At 65.4% G+C, this 23673-nt stretch carries 22 protein-coding genes; 13 read left to right on the forward strand and 9 right to left on the reverse strand.

Features of this window, described 5'->3' with window-relative positions; translation table 11 throughout:
• Positions 1-16 precede the first annotated feature (16 nt).
• Positions 17-682: an RraA family protein gene (locus tag FQV39_RS21815; protein ID WP_149132203.1), complete on the reverse strand. Its 666-nt coding sequence runs from the start codon at positions 680-682 to the stop codon at positions 17-19.
• A gap of 174 nt (positions 683-856) precedes the next feature.
• Between FQV39_RS21815 and FQV39_RS21820 the strand changes: the two genes are divergently transcribed.
• The gene (locus tag FQV39_RS21820) at positions 857-1888 is read left to right on the forward strand and encodes a LysR family transcriptional regulator (RefSeq protein WP_149132204.1); all 1032 of its coding nucleotides are present in this window, start codon (positions 857-859) and stop codon (positions 1886-1888) included.
• A gap of 52 nt (positions 1889-1940) precedes the next feature.
• Here FQV39_RS21820 and FQV39_RS21825 read toward each other — a convergent pair whose 3' ends face one another.
• The gene (locus FQV39_RS21825; RefSeq protein WP_149132205.1) at positions 1941-3185 is read right to left on the reverse strand and encodes a Zn-dependent hydrolase; all 1245 of its coding nucleotides are present in this window, start codon (positions 3183-3185) and stop codon (positions 1941-1943) included.
• A 451-nt stretch (positions 3186-3636) separates the two neighbouring features.
• On the opposite strand from FQV39_RS21825, the gene FQV39_RS21830 reads away from it, so the two are divergent.
• Complete coding sequence (locus FQV39_RS21830) at positions 3637-4188, forward strand: cysteine hydrolase family protein (RefSeq protein WP_149132206.1); 552 nt, start codon at positions 3637-3639, stop codon at positions 4186-4188.
• 80 nt (positions 4189-4268) lie between these two features.
• Here FQV39_RS21830 and FQV39_RS21835 read toward each other — a convergent pair whose 3' ends face one another.
• The 6 genes from FQV39_RS21835 to FQV39_RS21860 all read right to left on the reverse strand — a co-directional run bounded on the left by FQV39_RS21835 (position 4269) and on the right by FQV39_RS21860 (position 9807).
• Positions 4269-4910: a CDP-alcohol phosphatidyltransferase family protein gene (locus FQV39_RS21835; protein WP_149132207.1), complete on the reverse strand. Its 642-nt coding sequence runs from the start codon at positions 4908-4910 to the stop codon at positions 4269-4271.
• A 3-nt stretch (positions 4911-4913) separates the two neighbouring features.
• Complete coding sequence (locus tag FQV39_RS21840; protein ID WP_149132208.1) at positions 4914-5303, reverse strand: hypothetical protein; 390 nt, start codon at positions 5301-5303, stop codon at positions 4914-4916.
• Complete coding sequence (locus FQV39_RS21845) at positions 5300-6250, reverse strand: phosphatidate cytidylyltransferase (protein ID WP_149132209.1); 951 nt, start codon at positions 6248-6250, stop codon at positions 5300-5302. The genes FQV39_RS21840 and FQV39_RS21845 overlap by 4 nt, the downstream gene beginning before the upstream one ends.
• Complete coding sequence (locus tag FQV39_RS21850) at positions 6247-6885, reverse strand: lysophospholipid acyltransferase family protein (protein ID WP_149132210.1); 639 nt, start codon at positions 6883-6885, stop codon at positions 6247-6249. Before FQV39_RS21850 ends, FQV39_RS21845 begins: the two co-directional genes overlap by 4 nt.
• Positions 6886-7120: 235 nt before the next feature.
• Positions 7121-8299: an OmpA family protein gene (locus FQV39_RS21855; RefSeq protein WP_149132211.1), complete on the reverse strand. Its 1179-nt coding sequence runs from the start codon at positions 8297-8299 to the stop codon at positions 7121-7123.
• A 50-nt stretch (positions 8300-8349) separates the two neighbouring features.
• A complete protein-coding gene (locus FQV39_RS21860) occupies positions 8350-9807 on the reverse strand; it encodes a caspase family protein (RefSeq protein ID WP_149132212.1) in 1458 nt (485 codons plus the stop codon).
• Positions 9808-10058: 251 nt separating this feature from the next.
• On the opposite strand from FQV39_RS21860, the gene FQV39_RS21865 reads away from it, so the two are divergent.
• Genes FQV39_RS21865 through FQV39_RS33810 form a run of 3 tightly spaced genes read left to right on the forward strand, consistent with a single transcriptional unit; the run spans position 10059 to position 13571 of the window.
• Positions 10059-11339 carry a DUF4399 domain-containing protein gene (locus FQV39_RS21865; protein ID WP_187640012.1) on the forward strand — a complete coding sequence of 427 codons (1281 nt, stop codon included), beginning with the start codon at positions 10059-10061 and terminating at the stop codon, positions 11337-11339.
• Entirely contained in the window at positions 11336-11797 is a 462-nt protein-coding gene (locus tag FQV39_RS21870; RefSeq protein ID WP_149132213.1) for a DUF4399 domain-containing protein, read from the forward strand. Before FQV39_RS21865 ends, FQV39_RS21870 begins: the two co-directional genes overlap by 4 nt.
• A gap of 52 nt (positions 11798-11849) precedes the next feature.
• Positions 11850-13571, forward strand: coding sequence for an SUMF1/EgtB/PvdO family nonheme iron enzyme (locus tag FQV39_RS33810; protein WP_187640013.1), 1722 nt, complete (start codon positions 11850-11852; stop codon positions 13569-13571).
• Between the two features lie 138 nt (positions 13572-13709).
• Here FQV39_RS33810 and FQV39_RS21880 read toward each other — a convergent pair whose 3' ends face one another.
• Positions 13710-14732, reverse strand: a complete 1023-nt coding sequence (locus FQV39_RS21880) for a LacI family DNA-binding transcriptional regulator (RefSeq protein WP_187640014.1) — start codon at positions 14730-14732, stop codon at positions 13710-13712.
• 182 nt (positions 14733-14914) lie between these two features.
• Here FQV39_RS21880 and FQV39_RS21885 point away from each other — a divergent pair, with 182 nt between their 5' ends.
• From FQV39_RS21885 to FQV39_RS21920, 8 genes are all read left to right on the forward strand, one after another.
• Positions 14915-16006 (forward strand): ABC transporter ATP-binding protein, encoded by a 1092-nt coding sequence (locus FQV39_RS21885; protein WP_149132216.1) that lies wholly within the window; start codon positions 14915-14917, stop codon positions 16004-16006.
• Positions 16007-16062: 56 nt separating this feature from the next.
• The gene (locus FQV39_RS21890; protein ID WP_149132217.1) at positions 16063-17415 is read left to right on the forward strand and encodes an ABC transporter substrate-binding protein; all 1353 of its coding nucleotides are present in this window, start codon (positions 16063-16065) and stop codon (positions 17413-17415) included.
• 277 nt (positions 17416-17692) lie between these two features.
• Positions 17693-18601 (forward strand): carbohydrate ABC transporter permease, encoded by a 909-nt coding sequence (locus tag FQV39_RS21895; RefSeq protein WP_149132218.1) that lies wholly within the window; start codon positions 17693-17695, stop codon positions 18599-18601.
• A gap of 5 nt (positions 18602-18606) precedes the next feature.
• On the forward strand, positions 18607-19443 hold the full coding sequence (locus FQV39_RS21900; RefSeq protein ID WP_149132219.1) for a carbohydrate ABC transporter permease: 837 nt from the start codon (positions 18607-18609) through the stop codon (positions 19441-19443).
• Between the two features lie 2 nt (positions 19444-19445).
• Complete coding sequence (locus FQV39_RS21905; RefSeq protein WP_210251125.1) at positions 19446-20156, forward strand: cytochrome b561 domain-containing protein; 711 nt, start codon at positions 19446-19448, stop codon at positions 20154-20156.
• The gene (locus FQV39_RS21910) at positions 20153-21094 is read left to right on the forward strand and encodes an SMP-30/gluconolactonase/LRE family protein (RefSeq protein ID WP_149132220.1); all 942 of its coding nucleotides are present in this window, start codon (positions 20153-20155) and stop codon (positions 21092-21094) included. Before FQV39_RS21905 ends, FQV39_RS21910 begins: the two co-directional genes overlap by 4 nt.
• A 6-nt stretch (positions 21095-21100) precedes the next feature.
• Positions 21101-22045 (forward strand): YncE family protein, encoded by a 945-nt coding sequence (locus tag FQV39_RS21915; protein ID WP_149132221.1) that lies wholly within the window; start codon positions 21101-21103, stop codon positions 22043-22045.
• An 894-nt stretch (positions 22046-22939) separates the two neighbouring features.
• Positions 22940-23635 (forward strand): hypothetical protein, encoded by a 696-nt coding sequence (locus tag FQV39_RS21920; RefSeq protein ID WP_149132222.1) that lies wholly within the window; start codon positions 22940-22942, stop codon positions 23633-23635.
• The last annotated feature ends 38 nt before the right edge of the window (positions 23636-23673 follow it).

Genomic DNA, 23673 nt, shown 5'->3' on the forward strand with positions numbered 1-23673 from the left:
GTGCCGCGGAGCGTTGTTAATGTTGGTCCGCTTTAGCGAAGAGAGCGCGGGCTCCGTTGATCTCGTCGATCCGTTCTCCTACACGGATTCTTGCGATGATCTCCGGCTCGGCGGCCTGCATCGCAAGCGCGCGCTCGGCAAGCGCGGCGGCCGCGGAGACCTCGATCACGCAGACGCCGTTCTCGTCGGCGAGGACGAGATCGCCGGGCATGACACGCACCCCGCCACAGGTCACGGCCACGCCGATCGAGCCGCCGCGTCCGTGCAGCTTCGTCGTCAGGGGCGAGCGGCCGCGGCACCAGACTGGCAGCCCCGAAGCGCGGATTGCGGCGATATCCGTGACGAAGCCGTCTATGACCACGCCTGCGAGGCCGGCTGCCTGCGCTGCTGCGGTCATCACCGCTCCCCAGCAGGCATGCTGGTCATCGCCCTGCCGATCCACAATGAGGATGTCGCCCGGTCTTGCCTGCACGACCGCGCAGGAGAGCGCCGCGCCGTCATCGGGAGGCAGGCTCACCGTGAACGCCGGGCCGCAGATCCGCGGGGCATCCCCGGCGCACTGAATGGTGGGAGACATGAAGCCTTCCGTCAGGATATGGCCGATCGTCGCGGTCTCGACGTCGCGAAGACGCATGACGAGCTGCTCGATCGAAATAGCGGCCAGGGATCCGTCCTCGGACATGCTCGTTCCGTCGCTGGGAATTTCGGGTCATGGCGACCCTACGGAGCCAGCGAAACGAGGTCCAATAGATCGTCGCTATGCTAAGCATAGAGGCCGTTATGGTCCATAACAGCCTCTAGGCTCGCCGCGGCAAGAGAGTTGCACTATGCCGGCTGCGACCAAGGAGACAGGCGCTTGAGCGGCAAGAAGCCAAAGCTGCATCATCTGAACTGGAATCTGCTGCATACCTTCCTCGTCATCGTCGAGGAACGAAGCATCACGCGCGCTGCCGACCGCCTGCTCGTTCGCCAGCCGACGGTTTCGGCCGCCTTGCAGAGACTGGAGGAAACGCTCGGCGGCCAGCTCATCCAGCGCGACAGCCGGCGCTTCGTGCTGACCAAACGCGGCGAACTGCTCTACAAGGAATGCGTCGACATCTATCGCAGCGTCGCGCGCATCGGCGACAAGCTCTCGGAAGACCATGACGACCTGACCGGGCTGGTCCGCCTTCTCGTGGTGACCCATGTCGTGCTTCCAGTGCTCGACCGGGCCTTGACCAGCCTCAATCGCAGGCACCCCGGCGTTGGCGTGCGGATCGACGTGGCCAACAGCCAGGATATCGTGCGTTCCGTCTCGCAGAAGCTCAGCCCCTTCGGCTTCTGCCTGCTGTCGAAGCCGCTGGCGGGTCTGGACTGTCAACCGTTGCTGCGCGAAGAGTTCGGTATCCTGTGCGGGCGCGACCACCCGCTGTTCGGGCTTCACGACATTCCGCTCGCCGAATTGCGCGACGAGCCTTTCGTTGCGCTGGCTTGCGGCCAGGACGGCGCGCTGGAGCCGATGGTTTCGCTTCGCGAAGGCGCCGGTTTGGGCACCCGCGTGGTCGGCTCCAGCCCCAATCTCGAGGAGGTGGCGCGGATGATCGCCGCGGGCCTCGGCATCGGCATCCTGCCGCTGGCTTCGGTGCAGGGGGCGCTCGATAGCCGGATGCTGTGGAATCTGGCCTCGGCCTCGGACGGCCTCGGCGCGGATCTCTACTTTGTCTTCAACCCGGCCATGCCGCTCAGCGCGGCGGAGGCCGCATTTCTGCGCATCTTCCAGGAGCAGATCGCCTCGGCCGGCGATGCCGCCATCGAGCGGACGCATGCCGAGACGGTTGCGCCCGCTCTCAGAGCACGCGCCGATCTGACTGCAACGCAGTCAGATCGGAGAACGCGTTCTCTCACTTGAGTTTAGAGGCGGATTCACCGATCAGGTTGATTCAACCTGATCGGATCCGGCTCTAGCGGTCCGCCCGCGCCACGACAGCATTGAGCAGCACGTTGAGACCCGGCTCGAGGTCTTCGCGCGTGCAGAGTTCGGCATTGTTGTGGGTGATGCCGCCCTTGCAGGGCGCGAAGATCATCGTCGTCGGCGCATGGCGGGCGACGAAATAGGCGTCGTGCCCGGCCTGGCTCAGAATGTCCTGCGTGCGATAGCCGAGGCCGAGCGAGGTCTCGCGGACGCTGCCGATCAGCTCTTCCGAGAAAATCCGGCCGCCCCAGTTCCAGGTGTCCAGGATCTCCGCGGTGCAGCCCGACCGCGCGGCAGCCTCACCGACAGCGCGGCGCAGCCGCTCCGCCATGGCCAGAGCCGTCTCTGGATCGGGGTGGCGCACGTCGCAGACGGCCTGGGCCCAATCGGAGAGGATGCCGGGCTTGTTGGGCCAGGCGATGAGCCGCGCCGCCGTGGCCTTGCCGCCGCCAGAGGCATAAGCCCAGCCGATCTCGTCCGTCTCGACGAGAAGGCGCGCGCCGGCGAGAAGGGCATTGCGCCGCCGTTCCATCGGCCAGGGGCCGGTATGGGCGGTTTCGCCCTTGAACTCGACCAGCATGCCGGTGCTCGGGAAGCCGCCGGTCACGACGCCGACCTGCATGCCGTCACGGTCGAGATAGTAGCCCTGCTCGATATGGAACTCGAAATAGGCGTCGAAGGCATGCGGTTCGGCTTCCATCTCGCCGAGATAGCCGATCCGCGCCAGTTCCTCGCCGATCGATTGGCCGTCGTCGTCGCGGCGGCCCTGCGCCCAATCCAGCGCATAGGTCCCGACGAAGCAGCCGGAGCCGACCATCGGCGGCGAGAAGCGGGCGCCTTCCTCATTCGTCCAGTTGACGATTTCGATCGGCCGGTGCGTGTGGTGCCCCAAAACATCCAGCGTCCGGCAAACCTCGAGCCCGCCGAGCACGCCGGCAATGCCGTCGAAGCGGCCACCATTGATCTGCGTGTCGAGATGGCTGCCCATCACCACGGGCGGAAGCGTGTCGTCAGTCCCCGCGCGGCGCGCAAAAATATTGCCGATGCCGTCGATCCGAACTGCGAGGCCCGCCTCGCGGCACCAGGTCACGAACTGGTCGCGCATCTGCCGGTCCGCATCGGTCAGGGCCAGGCGCGACAGGCCACCGGGACGGCCGGGCCCGATCTCGGCGGATCGCTCGATCGTGCTCCAGAAGCGTTCGATATCGATGCGAAGCTTGTCCGTGCCGGGCATGGCGATCTCCTCTCCCGCCACGACGGCGGAAGCTGGTCGAATGACAGGTGAAACGCCGCGGCGCTCGGGTTCGGTGGCGCTCGGCAGTGACACAAGGATTTCAGCGATGCGGCAGGGTACGCAAATAGATATTGCCTATGCTTGCCATTGAGGCACCGAGCTACGGTGCGCACAGGCTTCGGATATCTGTGTTGGCCCGTTCCGAGGCTGGGTGTTTTGCCGCGAAAGTTCCTCCAGCTCGCCACTGGGAAACGATGGGACCGATCTTGAGTGTCAGCTTGCGGGCAATCCCGCTCACATTACCGCAACCGGGTCGGGGCTGGCGATTCACCGGACCTCGTTGATGCAGGCGTGTGCGGCCATGTCCTCGTCGCTCGCCAGATCGGCCGTGATTTGCTCACGGACGGCAGAGATGCGGATATACAATAAAAATAGCCGTTTGGAGATTTCGATGCCGATCAATACTCAAGATCAATACGTCGATAGCGCAGCTCTGGTCATCATGCATTATCAAGTCGACGTGTTCGAAATCCTGTTCGGGAACGAGCCGTCGCCGTTGTTGGATCGGTGTAACACGCTGATCCGGAGCTGGCGCGCTACCGGCAGGCCGCTGCTGTTCCCCAATTTTTCGCTCGGTGAAGGGTATGAACATGCGCCGCCGGCGAGAAACCGCCAAATCTCACCGTATATCCCGAGCGGGCGATTTCGTACCGGCCTGCCGGTCGAAGGACTCGCGATCGAACGAGGTGATCTTTTCTATGCCTGTCCGCGGGCCAGTGTCTTTTATGGCACATCGCTCGACGCCGACCTTCGAACGCGTGGTGTAAACACGCTGGTCATGGCTGGGATAAGCACCACCGGCGTTGTTCTTTCAAGCGTCACCTGGGCCAGTGACGCGGACTACGATGTGCGCCTGGTCAAAGACTGCTGCTGCGACCCAGATCAGGAGGCTCACGAAGCTCTGTTTCGTTCCGGGTTCGGCGGACGCGTACAGGTCGTGTGAAGCCCGAGGGAGCTTCTGGACGGTAGTCGTATGCTGGCTTGGGGCGTTTGCCTTCCGCTGCCGCGCTGAGGCGCGACCGCTTAGCGCGCGCGCAAACCTCGTGCGACATTCCTGGCCCGCCTGAGAGTGGTTACGGCGGCTCCGGCGGCGATGAGCCAGAGAGCGATGATCAGCACCTCGTTGTGGCCATGCCAGAGCGGTTCCAGCAGTGATAGCAGGGCCGCCGCGGTGATCGTCGCCATGCGGTGCTGCTTGGCCATCGGGCCCGAGAAATCGGCGGGCAGCCCGCAGGCACGGCCGAGTTCGCGCGTATACGCGGTCAGAACGGCAAAACCGGCAGCCGCCCAGCCCAATGCTGGCACGCCAGCCCCGTAACCGGCTCCGACGAGAATGAGGATATCGGCAACGCGATCCGGGAATTCGTTCCAGAACGGCCCATCGGGCGCCTGCTTGCCGCCTTCGATGGCCACCATTCCGTCGAACAGGTTGCAGAGCAGCCTGAGCTGGCAGAACAGGGCGGCAGCCAGGAGCAGGGCGGCGCGCGGACCGGCCTCGGCCGTGCCCGCCAGCCAGAAGGCGGCGCCGGCAAAGGTTGCCATCACCATGCTCGCCATCGAGATCTGGTTCGGCGTCACGGCGGCAGCGCTCAGCCGGTGGGCGACCGAACGGGCCCAGCCGGAATCGCGGCTCGCGAGCGGTCGCCGATTGTCGTCCTGCGCCATGATTCAGGCCTTCCCGGTCCGCCAGAGCGAGAGATTGTAAAGCACCGCGTAGCTCGTCGCGACGGTGAGCGGCACAGCGATCGTCCGACCGATCTCGGGCGTTCCACCGATCGTGTGGACGAGGGTCAGCACGCTCACGGAGACGAGTGCGGCGATCGCGGGCGGTGCGAGAAGCGCGGCCAGGCCGGTGAAACGGCTGGCCAGATATTCGATGCATCGCTTCAGTAGCAGCGTGATGACGGCCGATAGCGCGCCTTGGATCACCCCGGCCAGAAGAGGTGCCGGCATCGGATGGGCGCGGTTGGCGAAGACCGCCCAGCTCCCCATGGCGAGGAAGGCAAAGGCGACATGGACGATGCTGCTGCGCATCAGGCGTGCGAGCGACGGGGTCATACGGCCGACCACCCGTAGCGGACCAGATGGAAGAAGATCGGGGCCGAGAACACCACCGAGTCGAGCCGGTCGATGAAGCCGCCGTGACCGGCGATCAGATGCCCCCAATCCTTGACGCCGCGGTCACGTTTGATCGCGGACATGACGAGCCCGCCGAAGAAACCCATCAGGACGATGACCAGCGACAGGAACGCAGCCTGGAGCGGCGTGAACGGCGTCATCCAGGACAATCCGGCGCCGACAGCCGTCGCGCTGAGAGCCCCGCCGACGAAGCCCTCGACCGTTTTGGACGGCGACAGCCGTGGCGCGATCTTGGTGCGGCCGAGGAGCTTGCCCCAGACATATTGCAGGACGTCGCTGATCTGCACGACGATGACGAGAAAGGCGATCAGCAGGACGTTGCGTCCCTGATAGCCGGCGATGTCGAGGTTCAACAGCGCCGGCACATGCGAGGTGCTGAAGACGCAGATCATCAGCGCCCACTGCACCTCGGCGATGCGCACGAGGAAATGGTCGGTGTCGCCGCGCAGCGCCGCGATGATCGGCATCAGCAGGAAGGCGTAGACCGGGATGAAGATCGAATAGAGACCGTACCATTCGATCCAGACGAGATAATATTGCAGCGGCAGCACAACGAAGAAGGCGGTCGCCAGCGCCCAGTGGTCGGCCCGGCGCGTATCGATCAGCGTGATGAACTCGCGCAGGGCCGCGAAGGAACAGAAGGCGAAGAGCAGCGTCACGCCGGTCTTGCCGCCGATCAGCGCCAACCCCATCAGCACGACCATGACCCACCAGGCCCGGATGCGGTCGTTCAGGTTCTCGACCACGGCATTCGAGCCGTCGGGCGACAGCCTGCGCTGCAGTCCGTAGCCGATGACGGAAGCCACGATCAGGACGCCAAGCAGGCCGGCCAGGACGGCCACCAGATCGGGATGCGGCATCGTCATGACGCGTTCGCCTTCGGTGACAGGGCAAGCAGGGCCGCCTCTGCCCTGGCCAGGAAATCCTGTTTCGTCTCCGCATCGGCGAGACGAAGCGGCGCGCCGAAGGTGACGGTGCAGATCAGCGGGATCGGCACGAACTCGCCCTTCGGCATGACCCGGTTGAGGTTGTCGATCCAGGCCGGCACGAGGACGACGTTCGGCCGCGCCTTGGCAAGGTGGAACAGCCCGCTCTTGAACGGCAGGAGCCGGGCCTCCGTGGTGTTGCGCGTGCCTTCCGGGAAGACGATGAGGGACGAACCGGCATCCAGCGCTTCCGTCATCTGAACGATCGGATCACAGGTCCGGCTCGCGCGATCGCGATCGATCAGAACGGCGTTGAAGACATCGCAGCCGATGAAGCGCCTTATCCGGCTCTTCAGCCAGTAATCGCTCCCGGCGACCGGCCGGGTCTCAAATCGCATGCGACGCGGCAAAACTGTCCAGATCAGGACGAAATCGCCGTGGCTCGCATGATTGGCGTAATAGATCCGCTGCTCGGCAGCCGGCGCCACACCTTCCCACCGTCCGCGGACGGCGGTCAGGAAGCGGGCAAAGAACAGGATCAGCGTCCCCGCCAATCTGATCGATGCGCCACGCATATCCCAGCCCCGATTGTCACCCCACTGCTGAGGTAGAGCATCGGACCGAAAAGTGGAATCCGCTTTTCGGAGAAATCCGATGCTAAGAGAAAGAGTTGGGCCGCCGGGCGTCCGATAGGATGCACGGCGGTCCGACGCCCAATTCCAGCGCTGTCGATATTGTTCGAAGTCCGAAAGTGCTCTCGCGAGAGCGCACCGACCAACATCGTGAACATCCGACGTCGCAAGGACGTCGTCAGCAGCCGATCACCTTGAACTCCACCCGCCGGTCGAGCGCGTCGCTGTTGTCGTCCTTGCCGGTTCCGATGAGATTTTCCTTGAAGCCGCGTCCGGTCGCGATGATGCGGTTGCGGTTTTCCGGCGCGCCGGTCAGCAGCAGGTCCATGACGAACTGGGCGCGCAGCGTCGAGAGGCGCTCGTTCACCTGGGGCAGCCCGGTGCGCGATGTGTGGCCGACGACCTCCAGGCAAGCTCCCTTCTGGCGGGCATGCGTCGCAATCTGGCTCAGCCACATCGGATAGGGCTCGGTCATGCGTGGATCGTCGATGAACTGGGTGGTGCCGGGCTTGAACAGTAGCTTCACCATCAACTGGTTGGTGCCCAGGCCGTAATCGACGAGGTCGCCGAAGGCATCGACCATATCGTCGCGCCGCGCGAGCTTGCTGGCGGCGAGGTAGGTCCCGATCCTGACCCGGTGCTGCTCGCCGCCCGGCAATTTGCGCGCGGCCCGGTAATAGGCCAGCGCCTCGCGGAAATGCTGCGATTCATAGGCAAGGATGCCATCATTGACCAAGGCATTCGCCGTCAGTCGTTCGACATAGGCCGGATCGATCGCCTCGCCGAGCTTCGTGCCCTGGCAGGTCTTGATGTAGGCGCTGGTGGCCTGATCCTGCGCCCAGAGTGGCGACTCGCGATAGAATGGGGTCGGCGTCACGTCGACGCCCTCGATCTGAGCACGCGCCACGCCCTTCGAGACGACGCTGTTCGATTTCAGATCCGCCAGCGTCAGGCAGATTCGGTAGGCGTCTTTCGGGCCGTCTGCCGCTCCGCTGTTGTTCACGGCTGTGAAGGTTCCGACCAGCACGACGGGCTTGCGCGCCAGCGCCTCGCTGTCGAAGGGGCGGACGCTGAAGCGCGGATAGGATTTGCGGGCGATCTCGATCAGAATCTGCTGCATCGAGCGGGTGGCGGTCGATTGCGAGCCGGAGGCTGCGTCGATCAGCGGGTCGATGACGAGATCGACCTGCTGATCGGTGAGCGTGGCCTTGCCGAAGAGGTCGTCGGCCGCCTTCTGCAGCGCTTGCTGGAAAGGCAGCGGTGTGGGTGGCGGCGCCGATTGTGCCCATGCGGCAGTGGCGCTCGCCAGAAGCGTCAGCGGGGTCAGAATGCGGCCGAGGCGCGTGACGATCGACATGCTTCATTCCTCCCCGTGTCGGGTTTTCGCCCCACTCCGCCCCATCCCGCTCAGCGGCATTGCTGAAGTTGCTCGCGCGCTGCCGGCGTCAGTTCGCCGAGCTGGGCCCGCAGCAGGAGCTCGCTGCAATTCGCCTTGGCCGGTGCTCCGGCAGCCGGAGTATCGGCGCGGCGCTCGGCCGGGCGCGGTGCGCTCGCCGGCATGGCCTGAGGCTGCGTCGAACGATCGGGCGGGGAGGGCGCCAACGTGCCGAGCCGCGCCGCCAGTGCTTGCTCGACATTGCGGCGCTCTTCGGCCAGGCGCCGCTTCTCGGCTTCGAGCGCGGCCAATTCCTTTTCGCGCCGGGCCAGCTCGTCGGCGAGACGGGAGCGCTCGGCAGTATCCCCGGTCGGTGGCTTGGGCGGGATGGGGGCCGGCTTCACCCGCGTGGTATCCCCGGTCGCGGGCGGCGGCGGCGCGATTGCCTCACCACGTTCCTGCCGGGCGAGATCGGTCGCGGCCTGCTGGCGCCCCTGTTCGGCCCGTTCGAGCCGCTCGAGCAGCGCGCGCTCGCGCTCTGCGAACTCGCGCACCAGCCTGTCGCGTTCGCTCGTCGCGAGCGAGCGGCGCTCGATCAGGTCGAGACGCGTGCGCGCATCGACGGTGAAGAAGCTCGCCGGATAGCGCTGGATGAAGTCCCGGAGCGCGCCGGGCTCGTCGCTGGCGCGGATGCGCTGCCAGACATCGGCATCGGTCTCCTCGCGGTTGAGGTAGAAATCGCCGAGCAGCGAGAGCGAGAGCTCAGGGGTCTGGCGGCCGGAGGTCGCATCGTAGACGCTCTTCTGGACGCGGCGGAACAGGGTCGCCACCTCGAGTCCTGGCTGGTCGATCTCGCGCACCAGCGCCGCCGTGAAGGGGCTGTTGCGGCCGGCGCCGTCGGCGGCGACGTCGTTGGCCTGCGTCGCATAGGCGATGACCATGCCCTGCGCCCGCGCCACGGGAGCGAGGCCGGAGCCGACCGAGAAGCCGCGCGTCGCCTGCCGCCTGGCGAGCTGGTTGACGAAGGGGTTGTTGCGGCAGGCGTCCAGCACCATGATCTTGACGCCCCTGGCATAGTTCAGGGCGGTGACGACATCGGCCAGCCGCGTCGTCTCGTATTGGACGCCGACCTCGTCCTCAATCTTGGCCTCGATCGGCACAAGGTAGTTCTCGCCGTTGAACTGGAAGCCGTGGCCGGCGAAGTAGAACATGACGGAATCGGCGTCTTGTGCCAGCCGGGCGAAGCGGGTCAGCGCCGCATCCATGCCGCGCTTGTCGAGATCGATACCGTCGATCACCTCGAAGCCGACCTTGCGCAGCGCCACGGCCATGTCGCCGGCGTCGTTGACCGTATTCAGCAGGACGGGCGCGTTGCGATAGCTGGAATTACCGATGACGAGCGCAACGCGGCGCTCTGGAGCCGGCGCCGCCATGGCCAGGCCCGTCAGCATGAGCATGATCAGCCCGCAGAGTCTGGCGATGAGGATCATGACCCCCTTCCTTGCGTCAGGCTACCGCATGGCTTCGCCGGACTCCAGAACAAAGCCGCTCCAGCTATAGCATCGGACTGAAAAGTGGAATCCGCTTTTCGGAAGAATCCGATGCGATAACAAATAGATAGATCATCGTTATCGCGTCCGATGGACGCGCGGCGATCTAGGTCAGCGCCAGGTGTTCCGCTTGAAGGGGAGGAGCCGCGCTGGTAGCCTCCCTGTATTCGTCTCGTGGATGGGAGACGTCGATGCCATCGAGGGCGCTTCGCCTCATACTCGCCCTGGTACCGGCGGCTCTGGCCTGCGCCATTGCCATCGCGCTTCCGATCGGCGAGGCTGCGGCCCAGGCGCGCGCGATGCAGCGCAGCCCGGCCCCAGCAAGCGCCAAGCTCAACTTCGTCGGCCTTGCCAACAATGACCGCGTTCCCGGCAAGTTCACGGTCCGCTTTGCGATCAGCGGCATGGAGATCGCGCCCGCCGGGCAGGCCAGGCGCAACACCGGGCACCATCACCTGCTGATCGACACCGAGCTGCCGGCGCTCGACCAGCCGATCCCGAGCGACTTCAACCACATCCATTTCGGCGGCGGACAGACCGAGGCCGAGATCGCGCTGACGCCCGGCCGGCACACGCTCCAGCTTCTCTTCGCCGACCATAACCATGTGCCGCATGATCCGCCGATCGTGTCCGAGCGGATCACCGTCGAAGTCGCGGCCGATCCGGCCGAGAAGCCGCGCTCCGCTGCTGCTCCCGGCGCCCGGGTCTTCTTCATCGACCTCAAGGACGGCGCGACGATTCCGACCCGTGCGAAGATCCGCTTCGGCATCGAGGGCATCACCATCACGCCCGCCGGCACGATGAGCCCCAATGGCGGCCATCACCATTTGCTGGTCGACACGGAGGTGCCGGCGCTCGACCGCGAGATCCCCAGCGATTTCAACCATCTGCATTTCGGGCGCGGCCAGACCGAGGTGGAGCTCTCGCTCCCGCCCGGCGAGCATACGCTGCAGCTCCTCCTGGGCGATCACGAGCATGTCCCGCATGACCCTCCGGTGATCTCCGAGCGGATCCGGGTGCGCGTCGTCGACACGGCGCAGGCCGGCCCCGCGGCGCCCGCTGCTCCGGCGGCCGGGGCCGGGCGCTCGCGCACAGCTTCGCCCAATGATGCGGTCGTCTACTTCATCTATCCGAAGGATGGCGAGACGATCTTCCCGAACTCGACGATCCGCTTCGGCTTACGCAATATGGGCGTCGCGCCGGCTGGCGTCGCCAAGCCGAACACCGGGCACCATCACCTGCTGGTCGATGTGCCGACCCCGGCGCTCGATGAGCCGATCCCGTCCGACCTCAATCACATCCACCTCGGCGGCGGCCAGACGGAGCGGCGTATCACCCTGTCGCCCGGCAAGCATACGCTGCAGCTCCTGCTCGCGAATGAGAACCACGTGCCGCACGATCCGCCGGTCATGTCGGAGCGCATCACCGTCATGGTGATGCCCGGTGGGCGCAAACCGACGAGGCGCCGATGAGAGCTTTGCGCCGCATCGCAGCCATCCTCCTGGCGAGCTGTTCGCTTGTGACGGCCGGCTTGCTCTTGCTCTGGCCGGCCGATGCGCTGGCGCAGGCCGCGAAACGGCAGAAGGCGCCGCCCGGCGCGCTCGTCTATTTCCATTATCCCCTCGACGGGTTGCGCGTGCCGGAGCGCTTCACCGTCCGGATCGGGCTGCGCAACATGGGTGTCGCGCCGGCCGGCGTCGAGCATGCGGCGACCGGCCATCACCATCTGCTGATCGACACCGATCCCGGCCCGCCCGACCAGCCGATTCCGTCCGATTACAACAATATCCATCTTGGCAACGGCCAAACGGAGGTTGTCGTCACCTTGCCGAAAGGGCCTCATACGCTGCAATTAATGGTCGGAGATCACACCCATACGCCGCATGATCCGCCCGTGATGTCGAAGAAGATCACGATCTATGTGCGCTGAGACTGCGGTGGCCTGCACTCCGAGACGCCGCCGATGACGAATGGTCGCTAGCATGGACTGGTTGCGCTCCTTCCTCCTCGCCGTCCCGCTCGTCGCGCTCGCGGCAATGCCTGTCCTGTCACAGGAGGCTACGCCGCCTGCTCGCGTTGCGCTGGTGATCGCCAACGGCGCCTACCCCGATGCGACCGTCGCACAGGCGCCGGCACAGGGGCGCGCCGTTGCTGCAGCTTTGCGCGAAGGCGGCTTCGAGGTGATCGCGGTGGAAAATGGCGGCCGTGCGGAAACGCGGCAGGCCATCGCCGCGTTTGCCGGCAAGCTGCGCCCCGGTGCCTCGGCCGTGGTCTTCTATTCCGGTCACGCCGTGCAGCAGCGCGACCGCGACTTCCTTGTGCCGATCTCGCCCAACCCGGTGCAGGACGCGGTCGATCTCGATGAGGTGATCGACCCGCTGATCATTGCCAAGCCGTCCAGCGCCCTCGTGCTGATCGACGCCAGCCGCGACAATCCCTGGCAGGCGCGGGGGAGGGGCCTGCGCGCGACCGAGCCCCTCGAGACCGTCGCGGTGATGTTCACGGCCGCGCCGGGAAGAACGGTCGCGGATTCCGGGCCCCGCGGCAATCACGCCGTCGAGGAATGGCTGAAGGCGATCCGCACGCCCGGTCTCGACATGGCGGCGGCAGTCGTCCGCGTGCGCGACGCGGTGGCGCGGGCGAGCCGGCGCAGCCAGCAAATCTGGCTCTCATCCGAGCCGCCGAGGGGGCTCGTGGTGACGCCTGTCGGCCAGCCCGTCGCGGCCGCACAGGCGAACCGCGCCGTCATCCTGCCACCGAACAGCCCCGACGCCTCGCCGGACGTCTTTGAGCTCGCCTTCTGGGAATCGATCCGCAACAGCGAGAATGCCAGCGAATACCGCGCCTATCTCGACGCCTATCCGAATGGCCGTTTCTCGGCACTGGCGCGTGCACGCGAGCAGCTCTATCGCGGCAAGCCCGGGGCGGCTGCGGCCGCAACTTCGGCCGCTCCGCCTCCGGCCGCAGCAACGCCCGCCGCGCCGGCGTCGAAGACGGGTCCGATCCGCGATTGCAGCGATTGCCCCGAGCTGACGGCGATACCGCCTGGCTCCTTTCAGATGGGTTCGAATGATCTCTACGAGTTCGAGAAGCCCGTTCACCCCGTTGCGGTGCGCGGCTTCTATCTCGGCACGCGGGAGGTGAGCCTCGAGGAATGGGATCGTTGCGTGAACGAGGGCGGCTGCAACTACCGGCCTGACGATCGCGGGCTCGGGCGCGGAAAGCGCCCCGTCACGGATATTCACTGGATCGACGCCAATGCCTATCTCGCCTGGCTCTCGGCCAAGACGGGAAAGCGCTATCGGCTGCCCAGCGAAAGCGAATGGGAATATGCCGCGCGAGCCGGCACGACGACGGTCTATCCCTGGGGCCAGACCATGGAGAAGGACCGCGCGAACTGCCTCGGCTGCAACGATCAGCCGCGCCGCAGCGCCATCACTTCGGGCCAGTATCCGCCCAATGCCTTCGGCCTCTACGACATGGCTGGGAACGCGGCCGAATGGGTCGCGGATTGCTGGAGCGAGAATTATCGCGCCGCACCGCGCGACGGCAGTGCCTATGTGGTGCCCGGTTGCCGCGAGCGCGTGCTGCGCGGCGGCTCCTTCAACAACGATCCACGCTATCTACGCTCGGCTGCCCGCTTCAAATACGAGGCCGATGTGCGCTTCTATACCAACGGCTTCCGCGTCGCGCGCGAGCCCTGACGACCTGGCGTATTCTGATCTATCGTTTGAACTGAAGGACCGCCCTAATCCGATCGCGACGACGCACGCGGCGCGATGAACAGAGCGAAGCGACTGAACCCTGGGGGGTGGGGGCGGATCCGGAGGGTGCCGGCGCCTTCAGCCGACCGAAACCGTCCCCGGGGCACTCCCGCGCAGGACGGGCTCGGCCGGAACCGTCTCGCAGATCGCGACGCCCTGCTGTGCCGGGGCCGCAGGTACCAGGAGATCGAGCACGATCTCGCCCGTCAGCCGGCCGATGGAAGCTGCATCGATCCTGACCGTCGTGATGCCGGGCGCCGAGACGCGCGCGATCTCGAAATCCCCGAATCCAGAGATGGCGAGCTGATCGGGAACCGAAATCCCGCGCCGCGCGCAGGCTGCCATGATGCCGAAAGCAAGCGGATCGGAGACGCAGGCAACCAGCTCGGTGTCGGGATAGTGCTGCAGTACCTCGTCGAGTGCGCGCTCGCCATCGGACATCGTCGCAGGCGGGCGGGCAATCGCGCAAAGCCTCGGCGACAGCCCTACCTCGCGCATCGCCTCGCAATAGCCGTGACGCCGGGCGGCGCCGCGCGTCTCGTCGTCGTCCAGCTCGCCGAAATAGGTGATGCGCCGGTAGCCCGCGCGAAGCAGCGTCGCGATCAGGCCCTTCATCGCCTCGCGGTTGGAGAAGCCGACCACATGCTGGATCGGCCGGGCCGGCAGGTCCCAGATCTGGACGACCGGCACCCTGGCTTGTCCCAGCAGCCGCACGACGTCAGGTGAGTGGCCATCATTCGTCAGAACGATGGCTTCAGGCTTGCGCGCCAGGAAGGCCCTGACGAGCCCCGCCTCCTTCTCGCGGTCATAGTCGGTGCTGCCGATGAGAAGTTGAATGTGGTGGGGCTCCAGGGCGGCGTTCAGGGCGAGAACGGTCTCGCTGAAATGCGAATTGTTGAGCGAGGGGACGAGGACCGCGGCAAAGCCGGAGCGCCGCGACGCCAGCGAGCCGGCGATCTGGTTCGGCACATAGCCGAGTTCCTCGATCGCCTTCAGAACCGCCTCGCGCGTCGCCGGCGCGACCGTCGTGTCGGCGCGCAGCGCCCGCGACACGGTCATCGCCGAGATGCCGAGCCGCTTCGCCACATCCTGCATGCGCATCGCGCGGAGCTCCATCTGGTTGCCTGCCCTCTCCAACCACGAATCGCGGAAGGGGCTTTTCAAACATAGCAGATTGCTGCATACAGTGTTAGCGCTAACGTTAGCGCTAACATAACGAGCCTCGCGACCGACCGGACCCGCTCCGGCAACGGAGGCCAGCGCTGGCAGTCTTGGGAGGGACAATGCCTCAGATATCGATCAGGCAGCTGCAGAAGCGCTTCGGCGATCTGTCGATCATCTCCGGGCTGGACCTGGAACTTGCCGACAAGGAGTTCACCGTCCTGGTCGGGCCGTCCGGCTGCGGCAAGTCGACGACGCTGCGCATGGTCGCCGGGCTCGAGGAGAGCAGCGGCGGAGAGATCTGGATCGGCGATCGCGAGGTCAGCCGGCTCGATCCCAAGGATCGCGATATCGCGATGGTGTTCCAGGATTATGCGCTCTATCCGCATATGAATGTCGCGAAGAACATGTCCTTCGCGCTGCGGCTGGCGCGCTATCCGGCGGCCGAGATCGAGGCGCGGGTCAAGCGCGTCGCCGAGATGCTGTCGATCTCGCATCTGCTCGACCGCAAGCCCTCGGCGCTGTCCGGCGGCCAGCGCCAGCGCGTGGCGATGGGCCGGGCGCTGGTGCGTGACGCCTCGGTGTTTCTGTTCGACGAGCCGCTGTCCAATCTCGACGCCAAGCTGCGCAACCAGATGCGCGCCGAGCTGGCGCTGATGCGCCGGCGGGTCGAGAAGAACATGATCTACGTCACCCATGACCAGGTCGAGGCGATGACGCTGGCCGACCGGATCGTGGTGATGAATGGCGGCACGGTCCAGCAGCAGGGCAGCCCCGAGGAGCTCTACGAGCGGCCCGCCAACCTCTTCGTCGCCGGCTTCATGGGAGCGCCGCCGATGAACCTGCTGCCGGCGCGGCTGGTGCGCGAGAACGGCACGATCTTCGCCATGGGCGAGGATTTCGGAATCCGCCTGCCGCGCTCCCGCTATGAGGCGCTGGAGGCGCGGCGCACGGCCGAGGTGATCGTCGGGCTGCGGCCCTCGGCGCTTCATGCCGGGCAGGCGCCCGCGGAGGCCGAGCAGCTCACCCTCGATGTCGTGCTCGCCGAATATGTCGGGGCGCAGTCCGTGCTCGTCACGCGCTGCGGCGAGCGCAACGTCATCGTCGAAATCAATTCCGAAGGCCGGGTGCGCGCTGCGGGACGGCAGAGTTTCTGGTTCGCCCCCGAGAGCGTGCACCTCTTCGATCCCGCAACCGAGCGGGCGATCCGCTGAATTTCAGGCCGCGCCAAGACGGCCCCTCACCCAAACCACCAGATGGAGGAAACAGCATGCATACGAGGCGTGATCTCCTGAAGACCGCAGGCGCGGCGGGTTTCGCCACCGCCCTGTGGCCGTCGCGCGCCAGCGCCAACCCCTATGAGCGCTTCAAGGGCACGACGCTGGTCGTGAACTTCCCGGCCCATCCGCATTTCGACGCGGTGACGAAGATGCTGCCGCAGTTCACGGCGGAGACCGGCATCAAGGTCGAGGTCGACACGCTGCAATATCTGCGCATGCGCGACAAGCAGCTGCTCGAGATGTCGAAGCCGGGCAATGGCGATTACGACCTCCTCGCCTATGTCGTGTTCTGGAAGTCGGAATATGCCGGCAAGGGCCTGATCGAGGAGATCGGCCCCTATTTCAAGAACGAGAAGCTCGCCCTCGCCGATTATGAATTCGCCGATTTGATCCCCGGCTATGTCGAGAATATCGGCCTGGTCGGCGGCCGCAAAGGCTATCTGGCCGGGCCGAAGGCCAAGCTCTACGGCATCCCCTTCGGGGCCGAGACCTCGGTGATGGCCTATCGCCGGGACATTTTTGTCAAGCACCAGCTCAAGCCGCCGATGAGCTATGACGATCTCCTGCCGCTCCTGTCAAAGATTCCGGAGCTGGAAAAAGGCCTCGGCGCGCTCGCCACGCGCGGCCAGACGGGCCACCAGGTGGTTCATGCCTGGCTGCTGCATCTCGCGCCGCTCGGCGGGCGCATCTTCGACGACAACTGGCAGCCGGCCTTCAACAATGAGGCCGGCGTCAAGGCGGCGACCCTGCTGAAACGGATCGTCGAGACCGGCCCGCCCGGCGCCGCCGCCGCCGGTTTCGACGAGATGAAGAACGCCTTCCTGCAGGGCCGCACCGCGATGTTCCTCGACTCGATCGCGGTCGCGGGAGAGGTCGACGATCCGGCGAAGTCGAAGATCGCCGGCCAGGTCCGCTGGCTGCCGCATCCGGCCGGGGTGCGCCAAGCCTCGCAGACCGGCGGCTTCGGCATCGCCATCCCGAAGAACTCCGCCAACAAGGAGGCGGCGTTCCTCTTGATGCAGTGGCTCACCTCGAAGAAGGGCGACCGGCTGGTGGCGTCCTTCGGCGGCTCGCCCTCGCGCTTCTCGACCTATCGCGATCCGGATCTTCAGAAGAAATACCCCTATTACTCCACCTTCGCGGTGGCGCTGAAGGATGCCGATCCCGACTGGCGGCCGATCATCAACGAATGGAGCGAGCTCAACGCGCCGATCTTCGGCGTCGCGCTCGGCGAGATCGTCACCGGAAAGAAGGAACCGCAGGCCGCGCTCGACGAGATCGTGCCCAAGGTCAGGGCGATCATGGAAAAGGGCGGCTATTACGGGGCGAACGCGCCGAAATAGCCGGCCTCTTCCTGCCGGTTCAGCCCCACGCTGGAGAGGCGTGCGCTTCCCCTCCCCCTTGTGGGGAGGGGATAGGGGTGGGGGTGGCTTCGCTTGGTGACCGGCTGGAGATTCAGCGCCGTTGCAGCAGCGCCGAGAACACCTACCCGCCGCATCGCCCCTGCCCCACGACCCCCACCCCTGCCCCTCCCCACAAGGGGGAGGGGTTTGCGTCGCGCCACTCGAGCCTCGCGATTCCAGCTCAAGGCACCCTCCCCCAACCACGGCCACAAGCACCATGTCCGCGCGCCAAATCCTCAATCGGGCCACGCCCTATGTCTTCCTCGCGCCAGCCGCGGCGGTGACCTTCGTCGCGCTGCTCTACCCGATGCTGCGCTCGATCTGGCTCTCCTTCCACGAATGGTCGATCGGCACGCCGCCGGCCTCGGCAAAATTCGTCGGGCTGGAGAACTATGTCTGGCTTCTGAACGACGGGGCTTTCTGGAGCTCGGTCGGGGTGACGCTGACCTTCGCTGCCGCCGTCGTCACGCTGGAGGTGGTTCTCGGCGTTGCGCTCGCGCTGGTCCTCGACCGCGAGATGCGCGGCATCTCGCTGTTCCGGACCATCTTCATCCTGCCGATGATGGTGGCGCCGATCGTCGTCGGGCTGATCTGGCGCTTCATGTATAATGAGCAGTTCGGCACCTTCACGGGGCTGCTCAAGGCCTTGGGCCTGCCGGCGATCCCCTGGCTGTCCTCGCCGGATGTCGCGCTGGTCTCGGTGATCATCTCCGATGTCTGGCAATGGACGCCGTTCATCTTCATCCTGTCGCTGGCGGCGCTGCAATCGCTTCCCGCCTCCGCCATCGAAGCGGCGCGGATCGACGGCGCGAGCCAATGGCAGGCCATCCTCCATATCAAGCTGCCGCTGATGCTGCCGGTGATCGTGATCGCAGCACTCCTGCGCCTGATCGACGCCTTCAAGGTGCTGGAGGTGATCTACATCCTCACCGAGGGCGGCCCCGGCCTCTCGACCGAGATCCTCTCGCTCCACATCTACAAGACCGCCTTCGTCAGCCAGCAGCTCGGCCGCGCCTCGGCGCTGTCGAACTTGCTCCTGCTGCTGGTGCTGGGGCTCACCATCCTCCTCTTCATCCTCGGCAAATTGCGTGACGCCGCCGCAAGGCGCGCGGCAGGCGGGGAGTAAGCCCGATGTCGTCCAGCTCCACCACCCGCAAGGCCACGCCCTTCTCCTATGCGGTCGTCGCCGCGCTCGCGATCATCGCGCTCGGGCCGATCTTCGTGATGATCTCGACCTCGCTGAAGCAGAAGACCGATATCTTCTCCGACGGCTTCTCGTTCTTCTTCATGCCGACGCTCGCGAATTACAGCGCGGTTCTCAGCGACGGGCAGAATACGCGCTATCTGACCAATTCGCTGATCGTCGCCTGCGCCTCCACCGTGCTGACGCTGATCTGCGGCTGCATGGCGGCCTATGCCCTGGTGCGCTTCCGCTTCCTCGGGCGAGGCGCGGTCTCGGTCGGCACGCTGCTGATGCGCATGGTGCCGCCCGCCGTGCTGACGGTGCCGGTCTTCATGATCTGGACCTATGAATTCAGCCTGTCGAATTCGCTGCTCGGCGTGATCCTGGTCTATACGGCGATCAACATCCCGTTCGTCGTCTGGATCCTGCAGAGCTTCATCGCGCAGGTGCCGCGCCCGCTCGAGGAGGCAGCGCGGATCGACGGGGCGAATTTCTACCAGATCTTCTTCCTCATCGTGCTGCCGCTGATCAAGCCCGGCCTCGCCGCAGCCGCCATCTTCACCTTCAGGATCGCCTGGAACGAGTTCATCCTGGCGCTGGTGCTGACCAATCGCTTCACCCGCACCATGCCGGTGAAGGTGTCGCTGTTCATCAACGAGCACAATATCGAATGGGGGCAGATCATGGCGATCGGCACGCTGATCGCCATTCCCCCGCTGATCTTCACCTTCATGGCGTCGCGCCAGATCATCACCGGCATGACCGCGGGCGCGGTGAAGGGCTGAGCATGGACTGGCTCCTCGCCTCGATCGATCCGGCCCGGCCGCATCTCGTCGATCCCGCCATCGCCTGGCATGCCCGGCTGATGGTGTTGGCCTGGGGCATCCTGTTTCCGCTGGGCGTGCTGATCGCCCGCTTCTTCAAGGTGACGCTGCGGCAGAACTGGCCCGAGCAGCGCGACAACCGCTTCTGGTGGCATTCGCATCTCGGCCTGCAATATCTCGGCGGGGTCCTGATGCTGATCGCCCTGGCGGTCATCCTGGCCGGCCACGGCGCAGGCGGCCTCGGCAGCCCTCACGCCTGGCTGGGCTATGCCGTCCTCCTCCTCGGAGGCACACAGTTCCTCGCCGGCTGGCTGCGCGGCTCCAAGGGCGGGCCGAGCGAGCCGGAGCTGCGCGGCGACCATTACGACATGACGCCCCGCCGCATCGCCTTCGAGTATCTGCACAAGAGCGCGGGCTATCTGGCGATTTTCCTTGCCGTCGCCGCCATCCTCACCGGCCTGTGGCAGGCGAATGCGCCGCGCTGGATGTGGATCGTGCTGGGCGGCTGGTGGCTCGGGTTCGCCCTGGTCTTCGTCCTGCTGCAGCGGCGGGGCCTTGCGGTCGACACCTACCAGGCGATCTGGGGGCCGTCGCTCGAGCATCCCGGCAACCGGCGCAAGCCGATCGGCTGGGGCCTGCGGCGCATCGATGAGCGAAAGGGAGCCTCCGAGTGAGCGAGATCATCATTCACGACGAGCGGTTCAGCCGCCTGATCATCGGCCATGCCAAGCTCGAACGCTTGTGGACCGGCGGCCGCTGGCTCGAAGGGCCGGCCTATTTCCCGGCCGGGCGCTACCTGGTCTGGTCGGACATCCCGAACAACCGGCTGATGCGCTTCGACGAGACGGACGGCTCGGTCTCGGTGTTCCGCGAGCCGAGCCAGAACGCCAACGGCAACACCGCCGACCGACAGGGGCGCCTGATCGCTTGCGAGCATCTGACCCGCCGCGTGACGCGCACCGAGTTCGACGGCACGGTGCGGGTTCTGGCGGATCGCTTCGAAGGCAAGCGGCTGAATTCACCCAACGACGTGGTCGAAAAATCGGACGGGTCGATCTGGTTCTCCGATCCGAGCTACGGCATCGACGGCGACTATGAGGGAGAGCGGGCCGAGTCCGAGATCGGCGGCTCATATGTCTACCGGCTCGATCCGTCGACCGGCCGGGTCGAGGCCATGATCCGCGACCGGGTGCAGCCGAACGGCCTCGCCTTCTCGCCGGACGAGAGCATCCTCTATGTCGTCGACACCGGCGCCTCGCATGTGCCGGGGCTGCCGGTCACGATCCATGCCTATCCCGTCGAAACCGGCGGGAGCCTCGGCGCGCCCAGCCTGTTCGCCACCTGCCCGGACGGCTTCTATGACGGTTTTCGGGTGGATGTTTTGGGGAATATCTGGACCTCGGCGGGGCGCTCCGTTCATTGCCTCGCGCCTGACGGCACGCTGATCGGCGAGATCCGGATCGGCGAGATCGTCGGGAACCTGTGCTTCGGCGGGCAGAAGCACAACCGGCTCTATATCTGCGCGCAAACCTCGCTCTACGCCTATTTCATCAACACGCGCGCCGCCGCTCTGTTCGGCCCCCCGCAGGCCGCGGCGTCACGCCACGGGTAAGACGGATTGGCCGCTCGTGAATCCATTGCCCTGATCGAGAAAGGCGCCGACAGGCTTGCCTTCTACGGCGTCTCGGGCGCGTTCGAATCCGCCATCGCACTGCCGCCTTATCCGCATGAGATGGCGCGCGATCCTGACGGCCGTACAGCCTATATCGGTCACTACGGTGCCTTGAATTCCGCCGATCCGGCGCCGGGTGGCAGCACGGTCATCGTCATCGACCTGCTTGAGCGCCGCATCCTGTCGCAGATCGATCTGCGCCCCTATCGGCGGCTGCACGGGCTGCAATGCGACGGAAGGGGGCGGCTTTTCGTGCTTGCGGAAGCCGATGACATGCTTCTCGTCGTCGAGAAGCCGAAGGCGCAGAAGATCGCAACGCGCGCAGTCCGCACGAGCGGCGTGAAGGGCCATCTCGTGGCCGTCACAGCCAATGGCGAGCGCGCCTTCTGCGCCAACCTCCTGTCCCACAGCATCACGCGCGTGGCGCCTTTCTCCGCCGCGACCACGCCGCTCGTCATCGAGCCAGGTCCAAAACCTGAAGGCATCTGCCTTTCCGCGGATGAGGGCCGGCTGATGGTGCTGAACCGGGGCGACGCAAGCCTTGCGCAGGTCGACGCGCAGAGCGGCCGAGTGACCCGAACGGTGCGGCTGCGGGGCGAGGCAACGCGAATCTATCGGCACGGTGCGGACGCGTTCATGCTGACCTCTTATGCGGATCAGAGCGTGTCGCTGCTCGATGCCAAAACGCTCGCGGAACGGGCCTACCTGAATCTCGGTGGCCGTGTCACGGCGGCGAGCCTCCACCCCGAGCGGCCGGAAGCGCTTGCCTCGCTCGAAACCCACCACCTCGTTCGGATCGATCTGTGCAGCTTCACCGAAATCAGCCGCTTCGCCACCGGCCGGGATCCGGATGTGTCGACCTTCGTTCGACATGCCGGCGCAACGGCATGACCAATTCCCCGCTCGATCTGACATCTGGCGGGTGAAAAGCGCGATCCGAAGGCGCAGCTAACGCTCCGCGAAGCCGCCGATGATGCGGCCGCGCCTGCGCTGACCTACATTCGTTTTCGGGTCGGTATCGGACCAATCGTTTGATACTTGCTCACGTCCGCTTCGCGCAAGGCCCAATGTCCGCATGGCGCTCCGCTGTCGCGTGACTTCGGGTTGACGGCTCCTTGAAACCACCGACGCCAGAGCTATCGAAAATACCCATGCCCCCCATTGTCAAAATGGATTCGCGCGCTCCTGTACCCTGCACTAGCTTGGCGCCGATACCGGATGCCCGTGCTTCGGCGTTCGCTGGGTATAGTGCTCTACCTTCTCCGCGTCACCTGTGTGGGGACGCTATATATTTTATGTTTAGATGAGATAATCTATATATTCCGCGTCATTTTGACGATTTGCTTACGGTATTAGAGCTCATTATAGCCCCTATCAATAGGGCGAGTTGCGGAAAATATATCAATGATCCCTGATATATTTGCCGTCTATTCGGTCTATCACGTCGATTTTCGATTATAATTCTTAAAATACTTCATTTTGTTAATGAATCGTTAACCAATCGTCATCCCTGCCAGATCAAAAACACGCACTCGGCTCGTCGCATGCGGGCCGTCCCCGGCTGGCGGCGGGCGGGGCTTTCGATGTGCTGGCTAAAGGATCTGCCCCATGACGCGCCCCGTCGGTTCGATCGACTTCGTCTGAACATCGCCCGCAATCGCGCGGGCTCCTGTGGGAGCTCTCGCAATCCGTAACGATCAAAGCCGAGCGGAAGGGTGAGTTGCGCCCGACGCCGCCTCCTCAGCCTCCACGTCAAACCCGGGACTGGAAACAGGGACTTCAGCCATGGCGCTCAGTAAAGGTTCGATCGCGTTTGTCGGTTTCAACGCCGACGGCAACGACAACATCGCCTTCGTGGCGCTGACGGATATTCCAGCCGGCGAGACCATCATCTTCGAAGACAACGAATGGAACGGCTCGGCCTTTGCCGACACGAATGAAGGTGCCTTCAGCTGGATGGCGACCTCGGCCGTCGCCGCGGGCACGATCGTCACGATCGACAATATCGGCTCCGGTACGGCCTCGGCGAGCAGCGGCTCGGTGACGCTGCCGGTCGCCGGGCGCGGCAGCAATCGCGGCCTCGCGGCCGGCGACGAGACGCTCTACGCCTATCAGGGCTCGGCCTCGGCCCCGAATTTCATCACGGCCGTCGCCAATGGCGGTTTCAACAGTGCCAATGGCGCGCTGACCAATACCGGCCTGACGGCGGGCGTCGATGCGCTCGACCTGAGCACGCTCGACGACGACGCCGACATCGCCGCCTTCAACGGTGCGCGCAGCGGTGCGTCCTCCTTCGAGGCCTATCGCACGGCGATCAACACCGCCGCGAACTGGATCAGCCAGGACGGCAGCGGCGACCAGAGCAACGATGGCACGGCGCCCGACGTGCCGTTCTCGACGCAGTCCTTTACGATGACCGGCAGTGGCGCGGTTTCGATCGCCTCGGTCACTGTCGACGCAGCTTCCAAGCCCGAGGGGTAGAGCTTCACCTTCACGGTTACGCTGAGCCAGACGGCGGC

It is taken from the genome of Bosea sp. F3-2 (assembly GCF_008253865.1).
In the GTDB taxonomy this organism is placed as follows: domain Bacteria; phylum Pseudomonadota; class Alphaproteobacteria; order Rhizobiales; family Beijerinckiaceae; genus Allobosea.

What these genes read in the sequence shown, in the direction of transcription:
- FQV39_RS21900 (WP_149132219.1), top strand. Translation starts at nt 18,607, where the DNA reads ATGTCGTCCAGCTCCACCACCCGCAAGGCCACGCCCTTCTCCTATGCG.
- FQV39_RS21825 (WP_149132205.1), bottom strand. Translation starts at nt 3,185, where the DNA reads ATGCCCGGCACGGACAAGCTTCGCATCGATATCGAACGCTTCTGGAGC.
- FQV39_RS21855 (WP_149132211.1), bottom strand. Translation starts at nt 8,299, where the DNA reads ATGTCGATCGTCACGCGCCTCGGCCGCATTCTGACCCCGCTGACGCTT.
- FQV39_RS21905 (WP_210251125.1), top strand. Translation starts at nt 19,446, where the DNA reads ATGGACTGGCTCCTCGCCTCGATCGATCCGGCCCGGCCGCATCTCGTC.
- FQV39_RS21830 (WP_149132206.1), top strand. Translation starts at nt 3,637, where the DNA reads ATGCCGATCAATACTCAAGATCAATACGTCGATAGCGCAGCTCTGGTC.
- FQV39_RS21835 (WP_149132207.1), bottom strand. Translation starts at nt 4,910, where the DNA reads ATGGCGCAGGACGACAATCGGCGACCGCTCGCGAGCCGCGATTCCGGC.
- FQV39_RS21880 (WP_187640014.1), bottom strand. Translation starts at nt 14,732, where the DNA reads ATGCGCATGCAGGATGTGGCGAAGCGGCTCGGCATCTCGGCGATGACC.
- FQV39_RS21885 (WP_149132216.1), top strand. Translation starts at nt 14,915, where the DNA reads ATGCCTCAGATATCGATCAGGCAGCTGCAGAAGCGCTTCGGCGATCTG.
- FQV39_RS21870 (WP_149132213.1), top strand. Translation starts at nt 11,336, where the DNA reads ATGAGAGCTTTGCGCCGCATCGCAGCCATCCTCCTGGCGAGCTGTTCG.
- FQV39_RS21850 (WP_149132210.1), bottom strand. Translation starts at nt 6,885, where the DNA reads ATGCGTGGCGCATCGATCAGATTGGCGGGGACGCTGATCCTGTTCTTT.
- FQV39_RS21840 (WP_149132208.1), bottom strand. Translation starts at nt 5,303, where the DNA reads ATGACCCCGTCGCTCGCACGCCTGATGCGCAGCAGCATCGTCCATGTC.
- FQV39_RS21895 (WP_149132218.1), top strand. Translation starts at nt 17,693, where the DNA reads ATGTCCGCGCGCCAAATCCTCAATCGGGCCACGCCCTATGTCTTCCTC.
- FQV39_RS21845 (WP_149132209.1), bottom strand. Translation starts at nt 6,250, where the DNA reads ATGACGATGCCGCATCCCGATCTGGTGGCCGTCCTGGCCGGCCTGCTT.
- FQV39_RS21890 (WP_149132217.1), top strand. Translation starts at nt 16,063, where the DNA reads ATGCATACGAGGCGTGATCTCCTGAAGACCGCAGGCGCGGCGGGTTTC.
- FQV39_RS21920 (WP_149132222.1), top strand. Translation starts at nt 22,940, where the DNA reads ATGGCGCTCAGTAAAGGTTCGATCGCGTTTGTCGGTTTCAACGCCGAC.
- FQV39_RS21860 (WP_149132212.1), bottom strand. Translation starts at nt 9,807, where the DNA reads ATGATCCTCATCGCCAGACTCTGCGGGCTGATCATGCTCATGCTGACG.
- FQV39_RS21815 (WP_149132203.1), bottom strand. Translation starts at nt 682, where the DNA reads ATGTCCGAGGACGGATCCCTGGCCGCTATTTCGATCGAGCAGCTCGTC.
- FQV39_RS33810 (WP_187640013.1), top strand. Translation starts at nt 11,850, where the DNA reads ATGGACTGGTTGCGCTCCTTCCTCCTCGCCGTCCCGCTCGTCGCGCTC.
- FQV39_RS21865 (WP_187640012.1), top strand. Translation starts at nt 10,059, where the DNA reads ATGCCATCGAGGGCGCTTCGCCTCATACTCGCCCTGGTACCGGCGGCT.